Genomic DNA, 15,349 nt, shown 5'->3' with positions numbered 1-15,349 from the left:
GCGAGCGGCCTTCAAGCGAGCGCGGCGTTTATTGCGATTTGACGCAGCGCAGGCAGACGCAAGCCCTGCCCCTTCGCGCCTCCGGTAGGCGCGCCAGCAGCGCCGGAGAAAAGGTTTCCTGTTCACACCAGCACGGTTCTTCCGCGCCGCCGCTGCGGACCATGCCGCAGGCGTTGGCGCCGCCGCACAGCGGGCATTGCGCGGATTGAAGCGGCAGGCCATCCGTTGCGGGTGGAATCGACATGAGACGAGTGTAGCGCGGGTGCCCGCAAGCAACCGATGCGACTGGTGATCCGGCAGGCGATTCGGGAAGTATCCCGCCCCGCCTGCCGCAAGCCCGCCGGTCTTTACTGGAGCAGGCCTTCCGCCTTCAATGCTTCCTTCACCTTCGGCCGCTGCGCCACGCGCGCCAGGTAGTCCCGCAACACCGGCCACCTGGCAAGGTCGAACTTCACCATGCCGGCCCAGTTCAGCACGGTGAACAGGTAGGCGTCGGCGACGCTGAACTTCTCACCCATCAGGTAAGGCTTGCCTTGGAGCTGTTTGGACAGCCAGTCCAGGCGCTTGCCGAGCGTGGCCTTGACCGCTTCCTTCCACTCCGGCGTCTGCGCCTGGTTGAACATCGAGCCCATGCCCTTGTGCAGCTCGGAACTGACGAAGTTGAGCCACTCCTGCAGCTTGTAGCGCTCCGGCGAGCCGACGGCGGGAGCGAGGCCGGCGGCCGGATTCTGGTCGGCGATGTACTGCACGATGGCCGGGCCCTCGGTCAGCACCTGGCCGTTGTCGAGTTGCAGCGCGGGCACGTAGCCCTTGCCGTTGATGGCGTTGAAGTCCTCGCCCGACTCGACCTGCTTCACCTTCAGATCCACCTTTTGCAGCGAAAACGGCAGGCCGGCTTCGAGCAGCGCGATATGCGGCGAGAGCGAACAGGCGCCTGCGGCGTAGAAAAGCTTCATGGGAAATATCCTCGGGCTGGATGGTTATGGTTTGATTTCGATGCGACGGCGGCCACCGGTGAGGCGGGGCAGCCGCGACGGGATGAAGCATCGCACCAAGCTTTCCATTGAACAAGTACATACCTTTTGGTAAGTTTTGTGAATGCCGAAAACCAAAAGCGAACCCTGCCCGCCCCAGGCCAACGTCTTCAATGCCGGCTGCCCGGCGCGCGCCGTGCTGGACGTGCTGGCCGAGAAATGGGCGCTGCTGCTGGTGCATCGCCTGTCGCGGGGCCCGGCGCGCACCTCGGAGCTGCGCCGCGAGATCGGCGGGATTTCGGAGAAGATGCTGATCCAGACCCTGCGGCGGCTGGAACGCAGCGGCTTCGTCGCGCGCCAGTCCTTCCCCGAGGTGCCGCCCCGCGTCGAATACTCCCTCACCGCCCTCGGCGCCTCGCTCAGCGGCCCCATCACCGCGCTGGATCACTGGGTGGAAGGGAATATGGCCGACATCGCCATGGCGCAGCGCGCATTCGACCAGCGCGCGGCGTAAGCGCGGATCCGCCGCCCCTTTCTCACGCACTCGAACATTCAAGGAATCGGCCATGGCACGGTCCACCCCGGCGACGATCGAACTGACCCGCGCCAAGGTCGCCTTCACCGTCCACACCTATGACTACGATCCGGCCGCCGACAGCATCGGCCTGCAAGCGGCCGAGGCGCTGGGCGAAGCGCCGGCGCGCGTGCTGAAGAGCCTGATGGCCAAGGTCGACGGCAACCCGGTCTGCGTGGTGCTGCCTTCGGACCGCACCGTCAACATGAAGAAGCTGGCGGCGATATGCCGCGGCAAGTCCGCCGAGATGATGGCGCCGGCCGACGCCGAGCGCATGAGCGGCTACAAGGTGGGCGGTATCAGCCCCTTCGGACAGAAGCGCAAGGTGCGCACCGTCATCGAGGAAGCGGCGATGGGGGAAGCGCTGGTCTACATCAACGGCGGGCAGCGCGGCCTGCAGGTGCGGCTGAGCCCGACGGATGCGCGGGCGGTGCTTGAGGCAGTGGCGGCGGCCGTCAGCAATTGAGGGCGGGTCCAGTCAGGTGCGTTGAAGGGATTTGCAGCGGGGCCGGGCGATACCGGTTCCATCATCAAAAAAGGGCGTTTTTGATCATGCGTGCCATGCGTGCCAAGGTTTTTTGTTGGCACGCATGCAGCGAGCGTGCGCTTCTTGTCCGGCTGCGCGCGGGTAAATCGAGCCGAGCCCGGTGTTGAAATCCGGCGCGTCCAGACGCACCGGGCGACACGCCTGCCCTACTCCGCTTTCTGCCGCGCCCTGAAGGCCGCGACTTTCTGGCGGTTGCCGCATTGCGCCATGCTGCACCAGCGGCGGCGGTGCGACTTGGTGTGGTCGTGGAACCACAGGGTGCAATCCGAGCTTTCGCATCGCCGCACCAGCTCAAAGTCACCCTCTGCCAGCAGCGTGGCCACGGCCTCCGCCACCGGCACCAGCAGGGCTTCGGCGCTGGCCACCCGGCGACGCAGTTCGACTGCCGGCTCCTGCCGCTTGCTCCATACCAGTTCCCGGTATGCACTGCCCAAGGCCAGTACCCGGTTGAGCGGCGCGACGTCGCCGACATTGCCCGCCTTGCGCTGCTCCACCAGCTTGCGCGCCGCCTCACGCAGGGCCAGCGCGGCCTTGAGCAATGCGCCGGGCCGGCCTGGCACACCCTCCAGCGAAGATGGCAGGCCGGCGCGTTGCAGCCAGTCCAGCACCTGTGCATCGCTGCCCAGGCATTCCTGGTGCTCTTCGTCGACACCGTAGGCGGTATTGATGAAGTCCAGCGCCAGATCGTCCCCGAGGAAAAGGAGCGTGGGGCTTGCGGCATGCGGTGCGGGGTTGGCGGCCATGGAATCCGGGCGATAAAGCGATGGGAAATAGTAACTTGTAAAAATGCATTTGACTAGTTACATAACAATATGTAACCTGAAATTGTTGTTTTCAACAGTTACAAACCCAGACACCTTCAGGAGCTATATCCATGTCCTTATCCCGTTTCGCTGCCGGCGCCCTCGTTGCCATGGCTGCCGTTACCGGTGATGCCGCTGCCGCCTCCGGCACCTCATCGACCACCACCCCGGCACGGCCGCCCGCGGTGAGCACCCACACCCTCGAGGTGCAGGGCATCAAGGTGTTCTACCGTGAGGCGGGTAATCCGCAGGCGCCGGCCGTCCTGCTGCTGCACGGCTTCGCCACTTCCTCCTTCATGTACCGCAACCTGATTCCGTTGCTGGCCGACCGTTACCACGTGATCGCGCCGGATCTGCCCGGCTTCGGCTTCACCGAGGTGCCGGAGAGCGCGCACTATCACTACAGCTTCGACAACCTCGCCGGCACCATCGACGCCTTCACCGTCGCGGCGGGCCTGAAGCGCTATGCCATCCAGGTATTCGATTACGGCGCGCCGGTGGGCTGGCGCCTGGCGGTAGCGCATCCGGAACGGATCACCGCGATCGTCACGCAGAACGGCAACGCCTACGAGGAAGGCTTGAGCAGCGGCTGGAACCCGATCCAGAAGTACTGGCAGGAACAGACTCCCGCCAACCGTGCCGCCCTGCGCGACTTCCTCGCACCGGATTCGATCAAGTGGCAGTACACCCACGGCGCGCCGGACCCGTCGAAGGTGGCGCCGGAAACCTACACGCTCGACTCCGCCCTGCTGGCGCGCCCGGGCAATGACGAGATCCAGCTCGACCTGTTCCTCGACTATGCCAGCAACGTCAAGCGTTATCCCGAATTCCAGGCCTACTTCCGCAAGTACCACCCGCCGCTTCTGGCGGTATGGGGCAAGAACGATCCGTTCTTCCTGCCGCCCGGCGCCGAAGCCTTCAAGCGCGACATCCCCAAGGCGGAAGTGCACTTCTACGACGCGGGGCACTTCGCGATGGAGACCAGCGGGCCGGAGATCGGCGCGGAGATCCGGCGCTTCCTGGACCGGAATCTGAAGGAATCGGCTTCGCAGAAGTAAGCGGCGGCTGCTTTCGGCCGGAGCGGGGTGAACAACAAACTTGCCGCGCAGCGCCGGTGCGCGCTGCGCGGCAAGCCTGTTTGAGGATATGGAGCAGAACTCCGGGAGGCAGCGGACAAACAAGCCGCAGCAACGACGCCTGTAGAAGTCGTGGCCCGCATCCCGTGACCGCGCACCGTCTTCCACGTCCCTCTTCGCCGGGCAGATCATTGGAACCCGGGCCGCTTAACCGGGTCGATTAAGTAGTCCCTGCGGCAACAAGGGCCATTTCTTCGCACCTGGCGGCCTCATCGTGACCGATCTTTTCCCCTGGGACCTCGACTGGCCCAATCACCCGTGGCTCGGCATCGGCCTGCAGATGGTGGCGGCGCTGGTGCTCGGCCTGATCGCTTCGCGCATTGCTTTCCGGGTGGCCGACCGTGCATTCGGCGATCGCTACCTGCTCGGCCATGTGATCCGCCGCGCGCATCCGCCGACGCAGCTGGTGCTGCCCCTGGTCGGCGCCGGCATCGTGCTGGGCATGGCGGAGGACACCCTGCCCGGCATGCACCTGCTGCGGCGGCTGGACCTGGTACTGATCATCGCGGCGCTGACCTTCGCGCTGGCGCGCGTCATCGACGGCACGGCGGACTGGAGCCTGCGCCGTTACCGGCTGGACGTGGCGGACAACCTGGCGGCGCGGCAGGCGCACACGCGCACGCGCGTGCTGTCGCGCACGCTGATCTTCCTCACCCTGCTCATCGGCCTGTCCGCGGCGCTGATGACCTTCCCCGCCGTGCGCAAGATCGGCGTGAGCCTGCTGGCTTCCGCCGGCGTGGCCGGGCTGGTGGCGGGCCTGGCGGCGAAGTCGGTGCTGGGCAATCTCACCGCGGGCCTGCAGATCGCGCTGACGCAGCCGATCCGCATCGACGACGTGCTGGTGGTGCAGGGCGAATGGGGGCGCGTGGAGGAGATCACCGCCACCTACGTGGTGCTGGCCATCTGGGACAAGCGGCGGCTGATCATCCCGCTGCAATGGTTCATCGAAAATCCCTTCGCCAACTGGACGCACACCACCTCGCAGATCATCGGCACGGTGTTCGTCTGGGTGGACTTCAGCACGCCGCTGGAGCCGCTGCGGGCGGAGCTGACGCGCATCCTCAAGGACGCCAAGGAGTGGGACGGCCAGGTCAGCGTACTGCAGGTGACCGACTGGAACACCAGCGCGGTGCAGCTGCGCGCCCTGTGCAGCGCGCCGGACTCGGGCCGCAGCTGGGACCTGTGCTGCAAGGTGCGCGAGGGCCTGCTCAGCTATCTGCAACGCGAGCACCCGGACTCGCTGCCGCGCCTGCGCATCGCCGACACGCCTACCGCCGCGCCGGCACCGCCCGCGCCTTCGGCCAAGGCCGTCACCAGCCCCACGCCCTGAGGGCAGCCGCCGGACCCACCGGGTTGCGGCCCGCATGGCATTTTTGATCCGCCGCGGACGGCGGGTATGCTGCCGCGGGGAACAGAACGAAAGGGGGCGGAGCAAATCAACGACTGCGAAATTTTACTCCGCCCCTGGTCCTTACGCGCCTCTCTATGCGCGAGCACCCGTGCGCCCCAAGGCGCCCTGGCTGCGACGCTGGCCGGCCAGCCTGAACAGCTGGTAAGCCGTACCGAGCAGGAACAGGATGAACAGTCCGGCCAAGGCCGATTTCACGATGGGCGAGTCGATGCCGGAGGCGAGCGGATGGCCGACCGGCAGGCGGGTCAAGGTTTCATTGGTGCCGGGCACCAGCAGCAGCATGAAGCTGAAGGACATGGCCAGCGTCTGCAAGTACGGCGCGGCACGGCCAAGAATGGTGATGCGCGGCGCGAACGTGCCGACCAGCATGACGAACAGCGCCATAAGACCCAGTGCGTGGCCAGCATTGAAGTGCCCGGTGCTCGACAGGCCGAACGAGGTCAGGATGGAGGCCAGCATGCCTCCCCAGTAGACCTTGCCGATGCCGGTCGCCGGATCGATGCGGCCGTGGCGGACGAAGGCAATGACGCCGGCGGCCACCGGAATCAGGCTGAGCACGGTATGAAAAGCGCCTAGGGCGGAAATTGGATGGGCCATGATGGAACTCCTGAAAGTGATGTATCGAAAGGGGAACAAACGGATCGGGATCGCAACGACTCGTGAAACAAAAGGTGCAACTCAATCTACTAGTTGATAGATACAACGGGCAAATAAAAAGCCGCGTCTGCATGCAGCCTGGCGAGGGTTATTTTTCCATCAAAAAACCGACCTGTATCGACTACCGCGGGCGCTTGCGCGCCTTCTTGACCGAGGGAGTTGGAGCGGCGGCTTTGAGGCGGCCGATGGCGTCGCCCACCACGGCGGCGAAGGCCGCCGCATCGCGGGATACATGCGCGGTCAGCATGGCGCCATACACCACCGCCAACAATGATTTGGCTTCCAATGCCGAATCGCGGGGCAAGCGCAACGCGCCCTGGCGCACGCCGTCGTCGAGCGTGCCGGCCAACCAGGCTTCCAGATCACGGAAAAAGGCCTGCACCTCGCTTTTGACCGGGTCCGGCAGGGTCAGCATTTCCGCCGCCAACAACGCGCACATGCACAGAGGCGCGGTATTGGTGCGTATGCAGTTTTCCCAATAACCGGCGTAGGCTTCGAGGCGCGCCGGCGCGTCAGCGACCTGGCGGGACAATTGCCGCAGATTGCTCATGACGCCTTCGCGGTAGCGCCGCACCACCTGCTCCGACAGCACGGCCTTGCTGGCGTAATGGAAATGAATGGTGGCCTTGCTGACCTTGACCACCTCGGCGATGTCCGCGTAACTGAACGCGTTGTAGCCGCGCTCGATCATCAGATCCTGGGCGCGGTCGAGAATGCGTTGTGCGGTATCGGTGCTCATGGGACGCACTCTACCAACTAGTAGGTTAATTGGCAAGTGCAGCCCGGCAACCTGACGGGATTACGGTACGCGGGGACTTTGTTTCGCAATGCGCGTGCTCGCGGAGATCGGGCGTCTCCGGCGTCAGGGAGGGCGGAAGCCTTTGTAATAGTCGCTCCGAAATTTAATGAAAAAAACCGCCCCCGATGCGGATGACATTTTGAGCAGAAAGGGCCGATTTAAAAATTTATCGGCCAATGGCCGCGAACCCGTGATCCACGCATACACCGCGCCCTGAAAATACATAGCAAGTGCAGAAGGCCAGCAGAAGAACACCTGACGCAAGGGGCCGTTTAGTTGAATCGCGCGGATAAATACGGAGGCCGTTCATGTACCAGACAAAAAAGCCCTATCTGGATTAATGACAGAGGCGAAACGACTGGTCGTGCAGACAGAATGTTGTTGTTCTGCGGCGCCAATTCCTTGGTTGCCTGCTTTTCCAACACTGATCTTTCCCACTCCAATGGCCGCCGCGGTTGCGGGCGGTAAAGTGACCGGCTGGCGAATGCGCACGGGGGGCAAGCATGCTGATTTCAGGACGGGTATTTGCATCCCTATCCCGCCCGGGCATACAGTGAAAAAAAGCGACCGGAATCAGAAAAAGTCGCCAAAAGCAGTGCTCAGGGGAGTCACAGCATGAAAACCGCATACCGTTCGGCGTCCGCAGCGACCATTGCAGCCGCAATGTTTTTTTTACAGGTGCCTGCAAGCTACGCTGCCCCCGGCGACCCGCTGACCGCCGAATTCCAGGTCGACTCCGGCAGCGGAACCCTCTTCTCCATGCCCAGCGCGGCGCGCGACGGCGTCGGCGACATCGTCATCGCCTGGGCGCGCAACGGCTCCAGCCAGGGCATCTACGCCAGGCTGTATGACCCGAGCGGCACGGCGAAGGGCCCCGAATTCGCGATCCCCCTCGCCCACGCCCTGCCGGCCACGGCGCCGGCCGTGGCAATGGACACTGCCGGCGATTTCGTGGTCGCTTCCACCAGTTCGGACGCGGCCACCTTGAGCTTCCGCATCCAGGCGCAGCGCTATGCGGCGAACGGCACTGCGCTCGGCGCGCCGATCACCGTGGCTTCCGTGCCCAAGCTCGCCGGCCTGGGTTTCGCCAGCCAGCCGTCCGTTGCCATGGATGCCGGAGGCGACTTCGTCCTCGCCTGGAGCCAAGGTGCCTATTTCGACGTCGTCGTTCCGGACTCCGCCGAAGCCGCGGCCGGCTCCCGCTCCATTTATGCGCGGCGCTATGCCAGCAGCGGCGCCGCCAAGGGTCCGGCCTTCCTGGTGGAATCCGATCCGCCCGACCTGCTCGTCACTGGCGGCGGCCCCCAGGCCGTGGTCGTGGACGCCGACGGCAACTTCGTCGTAGCCTGGATCAACGAGAACCTCTACCGCCATACCATCGAGTACAAGCGCTATAACGCCAGCGGCATACAGCGGGGGCTGAAGGCCGAGGTCAAACCCCTGAGCGACAAATTCCCCTACCACCTGAACCTCGCCGCCGATGCCGCCGGCAACTTCACCATCTTCTGGTCCGAGGGCGGTCCCAACGGCCCCTATAGCCTGGTGGCACAAGGCTATACCGCGGCAGGCAAGGCGCTGGGCGCAGCCAAGGCCATCGGCTCCCTCATCGGTCCGGTCAGCATGCAGCCCGATGGCGAGTTCGTCCTCGCCACGGCGACCGGCAGCGGCATCGTCGCGCAGCGCTATTCCGCCGCGGCCGTAGCCGAAGGCGGCGTGATCCAGGTCAGCAGCGCCAGCGTGGCGCCCACGGTTGCCGTCGACGGCTACGGCGACTTCGTCGTGGCCTGGGGGGAGGGGACATCCCACGGCATACAGCAATACGACAGCATTCACGCGCGGCTGTTCAGCGGGCAATAAGCAGTTCGCTGGCCCGCGAACAAGTCCGATCAATAGCGAGCTGCTGCTCCCTCCGCAAGACCGCAAACCGTTAGATCAATGCAGCCGGCAAGCCTTTTTCCGGCTCTGCCAACAGCAGGACGCGCCGACAAACAACGGTTCGATGAGAGGGAACGACCCGGCGATCAACAGTCACCGCGTCTATGGCCGCATTGGAGCTGATACGACCTACCGTGACGCCTACCGCCAATCGAAAGCGGGAAGGATTTGCCGCCGGGCATTTTTACCCGATGCATGGTTTGTCGCTCATCGCCGTAGTTGCCGCCGCCAGCGAGCGGGTCGCGGGCATCGCGGCGTCCGTCAGCGCCAGCGCGGCGATGAGCTCAGCGCGAGCATCCGGGAAGGAAACCTTTCAGCTTGCCCGTGGCAGCGTTCCTGTCCGTGTGGATTGAACGCGCCGGCCCCTGCGGCCTTCGCCGCTAGAGCATTTTTCGTTTAGTTGCCTACAAGTTGTCCCCTCTCCCTCCGCGACCGAAGGGAGAGGCGATGAGCCGCTTTTGAGCGGCTCATGATATGTCCGCATCTGAATCGAAAATGCTCTAGCCGCGCAGAGCCGGTGTCGTGGCGTAGGGGTGCGCCATACGAAGGCGGCTCTGCGTCCAGAGCATCCAGATCCCGGCGAGCCAGGGCGAGAAGGTCACAACGCCCGCGACGAAGATGTTGATCAGGAATGTAAGGGAGGGGGACCCCACCAGGCCCCCGACGATTCCCCCCACCAGCATCCCGGCGATGATGCCGGGAATCAACCAGAGCAGAGGAAGGCAGGCCAGCAGCAAGAGCGACATCCCCATCTGGAACAACCCGGAGACATAGGCGCGCTTCTCGCCGGGGTAGACGATGCCGATGATGCCGGTGCGGATCGGCGGCAGGCCCAGGAAGGGATGCATCCAGGTGTAGATCTCTGCCTCCTTGCCGACCTCCAGGAAGGGATAAAGGTTGGCGGCGCACGAAACGCGGCCGAACGTCTTGCCGCCGATGGTCATGCCGTTGATGAAGCGCTCTTTCTGCGTATCGTACATACCCGAACGCGCCTGCCCATGGCCGTCGATGTGGACGATCTGGGTAGTCAGCTCAGCGTAATCGCCGAGCGAGGTAATCACGCCCCTGTAGATCATGTCGGATTTCCGCCAATGACCAACGCCGCCATATTGCGCATCCCAGTTCTCCCGTTGAATGATCGTCGTGTCGATTGGAGCGCAACCGGCGGAGCGCGTCTTCACGCTGTCCTAACGCATTTCTAACGGCATGGGAAAGCGGTCGGTATCAAACACTTGCGGCACGACTCACGGCGCCTGCATTGACCGCCGTATCCCGTCGCTGCCTACCGATCCAGGCAGAGCTGGCGGATTCTGCGCGTGGGCGCGGACCGGGCACTCTGCCCCTTATTGCTCGCCGCCCAGGCCATCAAGGGCGGCGCAAGAGGCTGGGATCTGGTGCGCTTCGTCCCAGACCGCGTGGGCTTCATCCCAGCCTGCGCAAGCTTCATCCCAACTCGCGTGAACTGAACTGGAGTTCTGCCAGGCTACAGCCCTTGCCAATCCGCAGACGGGGCCATGGAGCGACGTGAATTCATCGCGGCAATCGGTGGGGCAGCAGCCACGTTGCCGTTCTCGGCACATGCGGCGGATCATCCCAAGGAAAGCGATCAGGAAGGACAACCCTCGGGCATTGAACGTTACGAGCCCACGCCCGCCATTTCCGGCGTGCCGCTGATCAGCTTCGCCGTGGTTCACGGTGGCATCGCCTACATTTCCGGCATCACGGCAAACCCGGAGAAACTGGGCGACATCAAGGATCAAACACGCCAGATCACCGCGCGCATCGATACGCTACTGGCGAAGGCCGGAACAGACAAATCGAAGCTTCTCGCCGCCCAGATCTGGTTGACCGACATGCGACACTTCGCCGAGCACAACGACGCCTGGAACGAATGGGTAGACCCCAAGAACTCCCCGGCGCGCGTGTGCCTGTTGTCGCCTCAACTGTGGCGGCCGGGAATGCCGGTGGAGATCATGGTTACGGCGGCGAAATAGCGGGCGAAGGGTGCACACCGCGCAGGCATCACGCCTTGAAACCGTCGGCGCATCCGCGTGCGCGGTGCGCACCCTACGCTTGCTCAACAGTGAGTGACGATACCGTTCGCCACCGCAAAATTCGCTGTCGGTGGACCAGAACAAGATACACCAACACCAGCGGGGGTGGAAAAGACCGTCGCCGAGATTTGGCCAATATCGTTGATCGATACTACGTTGCCGTTGCTGGTGTGATAGTACAGAACGCCATCGGCTCGCCACAGGTATGTCGTGCACGCAGTTCCATCAAAGCAGATTTTCTGTCCATTGGTTAACACCAAAGACCCGCCGGTAAAATTTCCACCGGTAAAATCGATTCCCCGGGTGAAATTGCCATTGAAGCGCATACCCTGAACAACTGTGGTGTTCGCGTCGGTGTTCAGTCGGATGCCCCACGCTACGGTTGCCGGATTGCCGTCATAGGAGGTTGCAAAAAGGTCCTCAATTACACGAGCGCCGGGACTCCCGCCGAAGGTATCTGCGCCAACAGCGACAAGGTCTTTCTCGTCGGTGACGCTGGGAGTAATTGGATTCGGATTCAGATCATCCAATTCTTCAGTGGTGGCCCACGATGCACCACTTGAACGCTTGTAGGTGTGGAAATATCCAGCATTGTTTTGGCTTGCATCTGTCGACGTGGAGGAATTATCCATTATCGAAGACAGAGACCATTCATACGAGCGCGCACCCGCTGACACCGTATCCGCAATCTTGAGCGGTGCATTTACGGACCTGGAATTTCCACCCGAATAGCTTGCGGCTCTATTGATAAATACGTCGGCGGCATCTTCGGGGCCTGCCCCCGCGCCACCTGTCTTGGTGAAAACGAGCCCTTGTCCAGGCGAGTTCAGAATCACACCGGGAAATGATTGCCCTTGATAAGACGGTTGAATCGTGATGCCCGGCAGGCCGGCTTGGCTTACCGTCAGTTGCGAAGTTGTAATAGGTCCTTGTGCATGGCTTGCCGTCGATGCACAGATGATGGTGATAAAAATGAGAATATTGCCATTGCGTGACACAGGGATCTCCTCGGGAGCGGGAATTAAAGAGGTTAAAGTAACTTACCGTGACCATCCCTGGGCGAGCGGCGCTACTACACTGCACTCAATCGATCGGCCGCACGCGAAAGTTCTTGCCCTTGATCTTCCCTTCCCGCAATTTCTGCAACACGTTCTTCGCCTGGCGCTTGTCGATGGCGAAGTAGGTGCGGGTGTCGAAGGTGCTGATCTTGCCCACCGCTTCCTTGGCGATGCCGGCGTCGCCGGTGAGGGCGCCGAGCAGGTCGCCGGGGCGCAGCTTGTCGCGGCGGCCGCCGTCGACGCAGAGGGTGACGACGTTGGCGAGTACCGGGCGGTCCGGGGCCAGGGCGGACATGGGGAGTTTGCCGATGGTGGCTTTCATCCCCAGGCGCTGTTCGACGGCGGCGACGCGGCTGCGCTCGCGCGAGGAAAACAGGTGCATGGCGACGCCGCTGCGGCCAGCGCGGCCGGTGCGGCCGACGCGGTGGACGTGCAGGTCCGCATCCAGCGGCAACTCGTAGCTGATGACCATGGCGAGGTCCTTGATGTCGAGGCCGCGGGCGGCGACGTCGGTGGCGACGAGGACGCGGCAGCTGCCGTTGGCGAAGCGCACCAGCACTTCGTCGCGCTCGCGCTGCTCGATGTCGCCGTGCAGGCCCAGCGCCGAGAAGCCGCGCTTGACCAGTTTGGCCTCCACTTCCTGCGCGTCCTTCTTGGTGTGGCAGAAGACCAGGGCGGACTCGGGCTGGTGCAGGCTGAGCAGGTGGGCCAGGGCGTCGATGCGGCGCTCGGGGTCGACTTCGAAGAAGGTCTGTTCCACCTGGGGCGCGGCGACGGCGGCGTCGATGGTGATTTCCACCGGCTTCTTCTGCAGGCGGCGGCTGAGGCCGCGCACGGCGTCCGGGAAGGTGGCGGAGAAGAACAGGGTCTGGCGGGTCTTGGGGGCCTGGTCGACGATGGCGCGGCTGGCTTCCTCGAAATCGGAATCGAGCATGCGGTCGGCTTCGTCCAGCACCAGCACGCGCAAGGCATCAAGCTTGAGGGTGTTCTTTTCCAGGTGCTGCTGCACCCGGCCGGCCATGCCGACGATGATGTGCGGGTCGAACTCCAGCGAGGCGAGCTGCGGCCGCTTGGAGATGCCGCCGCTGAGGATGGTGAGCTTGACGTTGGGCAGGAAGCGCGCGAGGCGGCGGATCTCCTTGGCGATCTGGTCGGCCAGCTCGCGCGTCGGGCAGAGCACCAGGGCCTGGGTCTTGGGCAGCGTGGGGTCGATGCGCGAAAGCAGGCCCAGGCCGTAGGCGGCAGTCTTGCCGCTGCCGGTGCGGGCCTGGCCGATGACGTCCAGGCCCTGCAGCATCGGCGGCAGGCTGAGTTCCTGGATCGGCGTCATCTGCCGGAACTCCAGCGAGTCCAGCGCCTGCAACAGCGCGGGATTCAGGGGCAGACTCGAAAACGGCTTGGCTTCCACACGTGTACCCGATGGCAAAACGGCTCCGGGACCGGAGCAAGCCGCCAATTGTGAGGCCAGGGCGGGTTTTGTGCTTGGCGGGGTGTCTCCCTTCCCTCAGGGCAGCAGCAGGGAGAGAAGGCTAAAAGCGCTTTTGACGTTGCTTTTGATTTGGCTTTTGATGTTCCCCCCGTTGTCTGCGCCGAGCATCGGAGTCCGCGGCGACATAGGCCCGCGCGTTTTTCGCGCGGGGCGAGGCAGGGATGCCGAAGCGTTTTCAGACAGGCCAGGGATGGCCTGTCTGAAAACCCCGCCGCGGGCGAGAAGCACAGGGGACCGAATCATCACCGCAGGTGATGATTCGGCGCAGGCTCCGGGGCGGCGCTTCTTTGGTTACTTTCTTGTCGCTGGAGACAAGAAAGAAACCCCTGCATAACAACTGCTGGGTTTGCCGCGTGATGTGGGATTTTTGAACTGATTACTTTCAGTTATGGTTTGGCGTGAAAGGCGCCTGTGGTTGTTGCTTTTCCATCCCCGTGAGGCCTCCATCGAGGCCAATTGCCTCCTTTCGGAGGCACTACGCCTGCATCAGGACAGTCCATCGCCTCAGATTGTGGGCAGTGGCCAGCAGCCAGGCATGCAGGGTGTTGCGTGCCAGCCCGACATAGCGCGCCCGTCGCAGGCTGCGACGCAGCTTCCAGTCCGCGAAGATGCGCTCGACTTGGGCCCGCACCGGGATCCAGTACGAGTTCTCGCGCTTCTGATCCTGGCTCAATGGCCGGTGGGCTCGGGGACGGTGCAGGATGCACGGCTTAATCCCTTGGCGGATCAGCTCAGCTCGGCGTGCTTCACTGTCGTAGGCCTTGTCAGCATAGACCGCTTGGGTATCCGCGCTGAGCAGATCGTCGATCTGCGTACTGTCGTGGACCGAGCCCGGAGTGATGCTCAAGGCCCGGATCAATTCACTGCCCTGGTCCACGGCCACATGCACCTTGTAGCCATGGGTGGTGGCTCTGCTGTTACGGGCGGCCCAACGGGCATCCGGGTCCGAGGTGTCGCGCGCATCCCGGTCTTCCCATTTAGGCGGCGGCGTGCGGGCCGACTGTACGATCGTGGCATCCACCAGCGTGCCGCGCTTGAGCAGCAGTTGCTGGGCTTCCAGCTGGACGGTCACCGCATCGAAGACGATCTGCATGACCCCGGACAGGATCAGGCGCTTGCGAAAGCGAACCAGGGTGGTGGAGTCCGGGATTTCTTCAGCGTGACTGACGCCGAGAAACTTGCGGAACGACAGCCGGTCGCGGCATTGCCATTCCACGTCCTCATCCGACAGGCCATTGAACCAGTGTTGCAACAGCAGCATCTTGAGGGCGATCAGTGGGGGATGGGACGGCTTGCCGGTCTTGCGATACAGCCGAGCCCAATAGGGCTCCAACGCGCTCCAGTCCATCACCGCTTCCACCCGGTCCAGAAAGCCGGCACGCCCACTCTGCTTCTCGATCTCGGCGTCCAGGAAGCTGCGCTGCGGATTTTTCTTGCCTTGCATTTCCCTGCTCCTCCGATGCTTTCGCATCAAAGAACAAGCAAGAGTTATGCAGGGGTTTCAAGAAAGTGACCCGCCTTCAAGGCGGAACCGCATTTTCAATCTGCGACTTAAACGCCTCGCGCGCTAGTGTCCTGAGTTATAAGTTCGCTGACAAAATCTCTTAATGGAAGCGAGGATGTCGTCGGCAGACTTGGTCCAAGCGAATGGCCGTGGGTTTTTGTTGTAGGTATTCAGGTAGTCACGGATGGCGGCTTCCAACGCCACCGTGCTGCGATGCGTCCCGCGCCGGATTTGTTTCTGGGTCAGGTCCGCAAACCAGCGTTCGACTTGGTTGATCCAAGAGGCCGAGGTGGGCGTGAAGTGGGGCTTGAAGTGCGGGTGGCGAGCAAACCAGGATCGAACCGCTGGGGTCTTGTGCGTGCCGTAGTTGTCCATCACGACATGCACATCCAGATCGGCGGGCACCTG

The 15,349-nt window shown here is 63.3% G+C and carries 16 protein-coding genes; 6 read left to right on the top strand and 10 right to left on the bottom strand.

What is annotated here, in order from left to right:
* Positions 1-28: 28 nt before the first annotated feature.
* On the bottom strand, positions 29-244 hold the full coding sequence (locus BP26_RS31135; RefSeq protein ID WP_084183150.1) for a cysteine-rich CWC family protein: 216 nt from the start codon (positions 242-244) through the stop codon (positions 29-31).
* Positions 245-347: 103 nt separating this feature from the next.
* A complete protein-coding gene (gstA, locus tag BP26_RS0116185; RefSeq protein WP_029921614.1) occupies positions 348-956 on the bottom strand; it encodes a glutathione transferase GstA in 609 nt (202 codons plus the stop codon).
* A gap of 142 nt (positions 957-1,098) precedes the next feature.
* On the opposite strand from gstA, the gene BP26_RS0116180 reads away from it, so the two are divergent.
* On the top strand, positions 1,099-1,488 hold the full coding sequence (locus BP26_RS0116180) for a winged helix-turn-helix transcriptional regulator (RefSeq protein ID WP_029921613.1): 390 nt from the start codon (positions 1,099-1,101) through the stop codon (positions 1,486-1,488).
* Positions 1,489-1,540: 52 nt separating this feature from the next.
* A complete protein-coding gene (gene ybaK, locus BP26_RS0116175) occupies positions 1,541-2,014 on the top strand; it encodes a Cys-tRNA(Pro) deacylase (RefSeq protein ID WP_029921612.1) in 474 nt (157 codons plus the stop codon).
* A gap of 227 nt (positions 2,015-2,241) precedes the next feature.
* On the opposite strand, the gene BP26_RS0116170 is transcribed toward ybaK, so the two are convergent.
* Positions 2,242-2,838, bottom strand: a complete 597-nt coding sequence (locus BP26_RS0116170; protein ID WP_029921611.1) for a CGNR zinc finger domain-containing protein — start codon at positions 2,836-2,838, stop codon at positions 2,242-2,244.
* Positions 2,839-2,969: 131 nt separating this feature from the next.
* Between BP26_RS0116170 and BP26_RS0116165 the strand changes: the two genes are divergently transcribed.
* Together BP26_RS0116165 and BP26_RS0116160 are read left to right on the top strand one after the other, a co-directional pair.
* A complete protein-coding gene (locus BP26_RS0116165; protein ID WP_029921610.1) occupies positions 2,970-3,956 on the top strand; it encodes an alpha/beta fold hydrolase in 987 nt (328 codons plus the stop codon).
* 292 nt (positions 3,957-4,248) lie between these two features.
* Positions 4,249-5,364: a mechanosensitive ion channel family protein gene (locus BP26_RS0116160; RefSeq protein ID WP_245611823.1), complete on the top strand. Its 1,116-nt coding sequence runs from the start codon at positions 4,249-4,251 to the stop codon at positions 5,362-5,364.
* 153 nt (positions 5,365-5,517) lie between these two features.
* On the opposite strand, the gene BP26_RS0116155 is transcribed toward BP26_RS0116160, so the two are convergent.
* Together BP26_RS0116155 and BP26_RS0116150 are read right to left on the bottom strand one after the other, a co-directional pair.
* Entirely contained in the window at positions 5,518-6,042 is a 525-nt protein-coding gene (locus BP26_RS0116155) for a hypothetical protein (protein ID WP_029921608.1), read from the bottom strand.
* Positions 6,043-6,223: 181 nt separating this feature from the next.
* Positions 6,224-6,841: a TetR/AcrR family transcriptional regulator gene (locus BP26_RS0116150; protein WP_051749059.1), complete on the bottom strand. Its 618-nt coding sequence runs from the start codon at positions 6,839-6,841 to the stop codon at positions 6,224-6,226.
* Between the two features lie 675 nt (positions 6,842-7,516).
* Between BP26_RS0116150 and BP26_RS0116145 the strand changes: the two genes are divergently transcribed.
* The gene (locus BP26_RS0116145; protein WP_157572565.1) at positions 7,517-8,758 is read left to right on the top strand and encodes a hypothetical protein; all 1,242 of its coding nucleotides are present in this window, start codon (positions 7,517-7,519) and stop codon (positions 8,756-8,758) included.
* Between the two features lie 578 nt (positions 8,759-9,336).
* Here the strand turns inward: BP26_RS0116145 and BP26_RS0116135 are convergent.
* A complete protein-coding gene (locus BP26_RS0116135; protein ID WP_157572564.1) occupies positions 9,337-10,017 on the bottom strand; it encodes a hypothetical protein in 681 nt (226 codons plus the stop codon).
* A gap of 333 nt (positions 10,018-10,350) precedes the next feature.
* Here BP26_RS0116135 and BP26_RS0116130 point away from each other — a divergent pair, with 333 nt between their 5' ends.
* Positions 10,351-10,830, top strand: coding sequence for a RidA family protein (locus tag BP26_RS0116130; protein ID WP_084183149.1), 480 nt, complete (start codon positions 10,351-10,353; stop codon positions 10,828-10,830).
* A gap of 83 nt (positions 10,831-10,913) precedes the next feature.
* On the opposite strand, the gene BP26_RS29570 is transcribed toward BP26_RS0116130, so the two are convergent.
* The 4 genes from BP26_RS29570 to BP26_RS0116115 form a co-directional block, all read right to left on the bottom strand.
* A complete protein-coding gene (locus BP26_RS29570; protein ID WP_157572563.1) occupies positions 10,914-11,888 on the bottom strand; it encodes a hypothetical protein in 975 nt (324 codons plus the stop codon).
* A gap of 85 nt (positions 11,889-11,973) precedes the next feature.
* A complete protein-coding gene (gene dbpA / locus BP26_RS0116125; protein ID WP_211254945.1) occupies positions 11,974-13,374 on the bottom strand; it encodes an ATP-dependent RNA helicase DbpA in 1,401 nt (466 codons plus the stop codon).
* 538 nt (positions 13,375-13,912) lie between these two features.
* A complete protein-coding gene (locus tag BP26_RS0116120; protein WP_029921602.1) occupies positions 13,913-14,881 on the bottom strand; it encodes an IS5 family transposase in 969 nt (322 codons plus the stop codon).
* A 123-nt stretch (positions 14,882-15,004) separates the two neighbouring features.
* Positions 15,005-15,349: IS630 family transposase (locus tag BP26_RS0116115; RefSeq protein ID WP_029921601.1), on the bottom strand; the 345-nt coding region annotated here is incomplete at its 5' end.

Origin of the sequence: Nevskia soli DSM 19509, assembly GCF_000711955.1 — a bacterium.
Lineage (GTDB): Bacteria > Pseudomonadota > Gammaproteobacteria > Nevskiales > Nevskiaceae > Nevskia > Nevskia soli.
Note: the sequence above shows the minus strand (reverse complement) of the source record. Positions and strands in the feature narration are given on the sequence as shown.

Excerpts from the sequence above, each read along its gene's own strand:
- BP26_RS31135 (WP_084183150.1), bottom strand. The coding sequence starts at position 244 with ATGTCGATTCCACCCGCAACGGATGGCCTGCCGCTTCAATCCGCGCAA.
- gstA (WP_029921614.1), bottom strand. The coding sequence starts at position 956 with ATGAAGCTTTTCTACGCCGCAGGCGCCTGTTCGCTCTCGCCGCATATC.
- BP26_RS0116180 (WP_029921613.1), top strand. The coding sequence starts at position 1,099 with ATGCCGAAAACCAAAAGCGAACCCTGCCCGCCCCAGGCCAACGTCTTC.
- ybaK (WP_029921612.1), top strand. The coding sequence starts at position 1,541 with ATGGCACGGTCCACCCCGGCGACGATCGAACTGACCCGCGCCAAGGTC.
- BP26_RS0116170 (WP_029921611.1), bottom strand. The coding sequence starts at position 2,838 with ATGGCCGCCAACCCCGCACCGCATGCCGCAAGCCCCACGCTCCTTTTC.
- BP26_RS0116165 (WP_029921610.1), top strand. The coding sequence starts at position 2,970 with ATGTCCTTATCCCGTTTCGCTGCCGGCGCCCTCGTTGCCATGGCTGCC.
- BP26_RS0116155 (WP_029921608.1), bottom strand. The coding sequence starts at position 6,042 with ATGGCCCATCCAATTTCCGCCCTAGGCGCTTTTCATACCGTGCTCAGC.
- BP26_RS0116150 (WP_051749059.1), bottom strand. The coding sequence starts at position 6,841 with ATGAGCACCGATACCGCACAACGCATTCTCGACCGCGCCCAGGATCTG.
- BP26_RS0116145 (WP_157572565.1), top strand. The coding sequence starts at position 7,517 with ATGAAAACCGCATACCGTTCGGCGTCCGCAGCGACCATTGCAGCCGCA.
- BP26_RS0116130 (WP_084183149.1), top strand. The coding sequence starts at position 10,351 with ATGGAGCGACGTGAATTCATCGCGGCAATCGGTGGGGCAGCAGCCACG.
- BP26_RS0116120 (WP_029921602.1), bottom strand. The coding sequence starts at position 14,881 with ATGCAAGGCAAGAAAAATCCGCAGCGCAGCTTCCTGGACGCCGAGATC.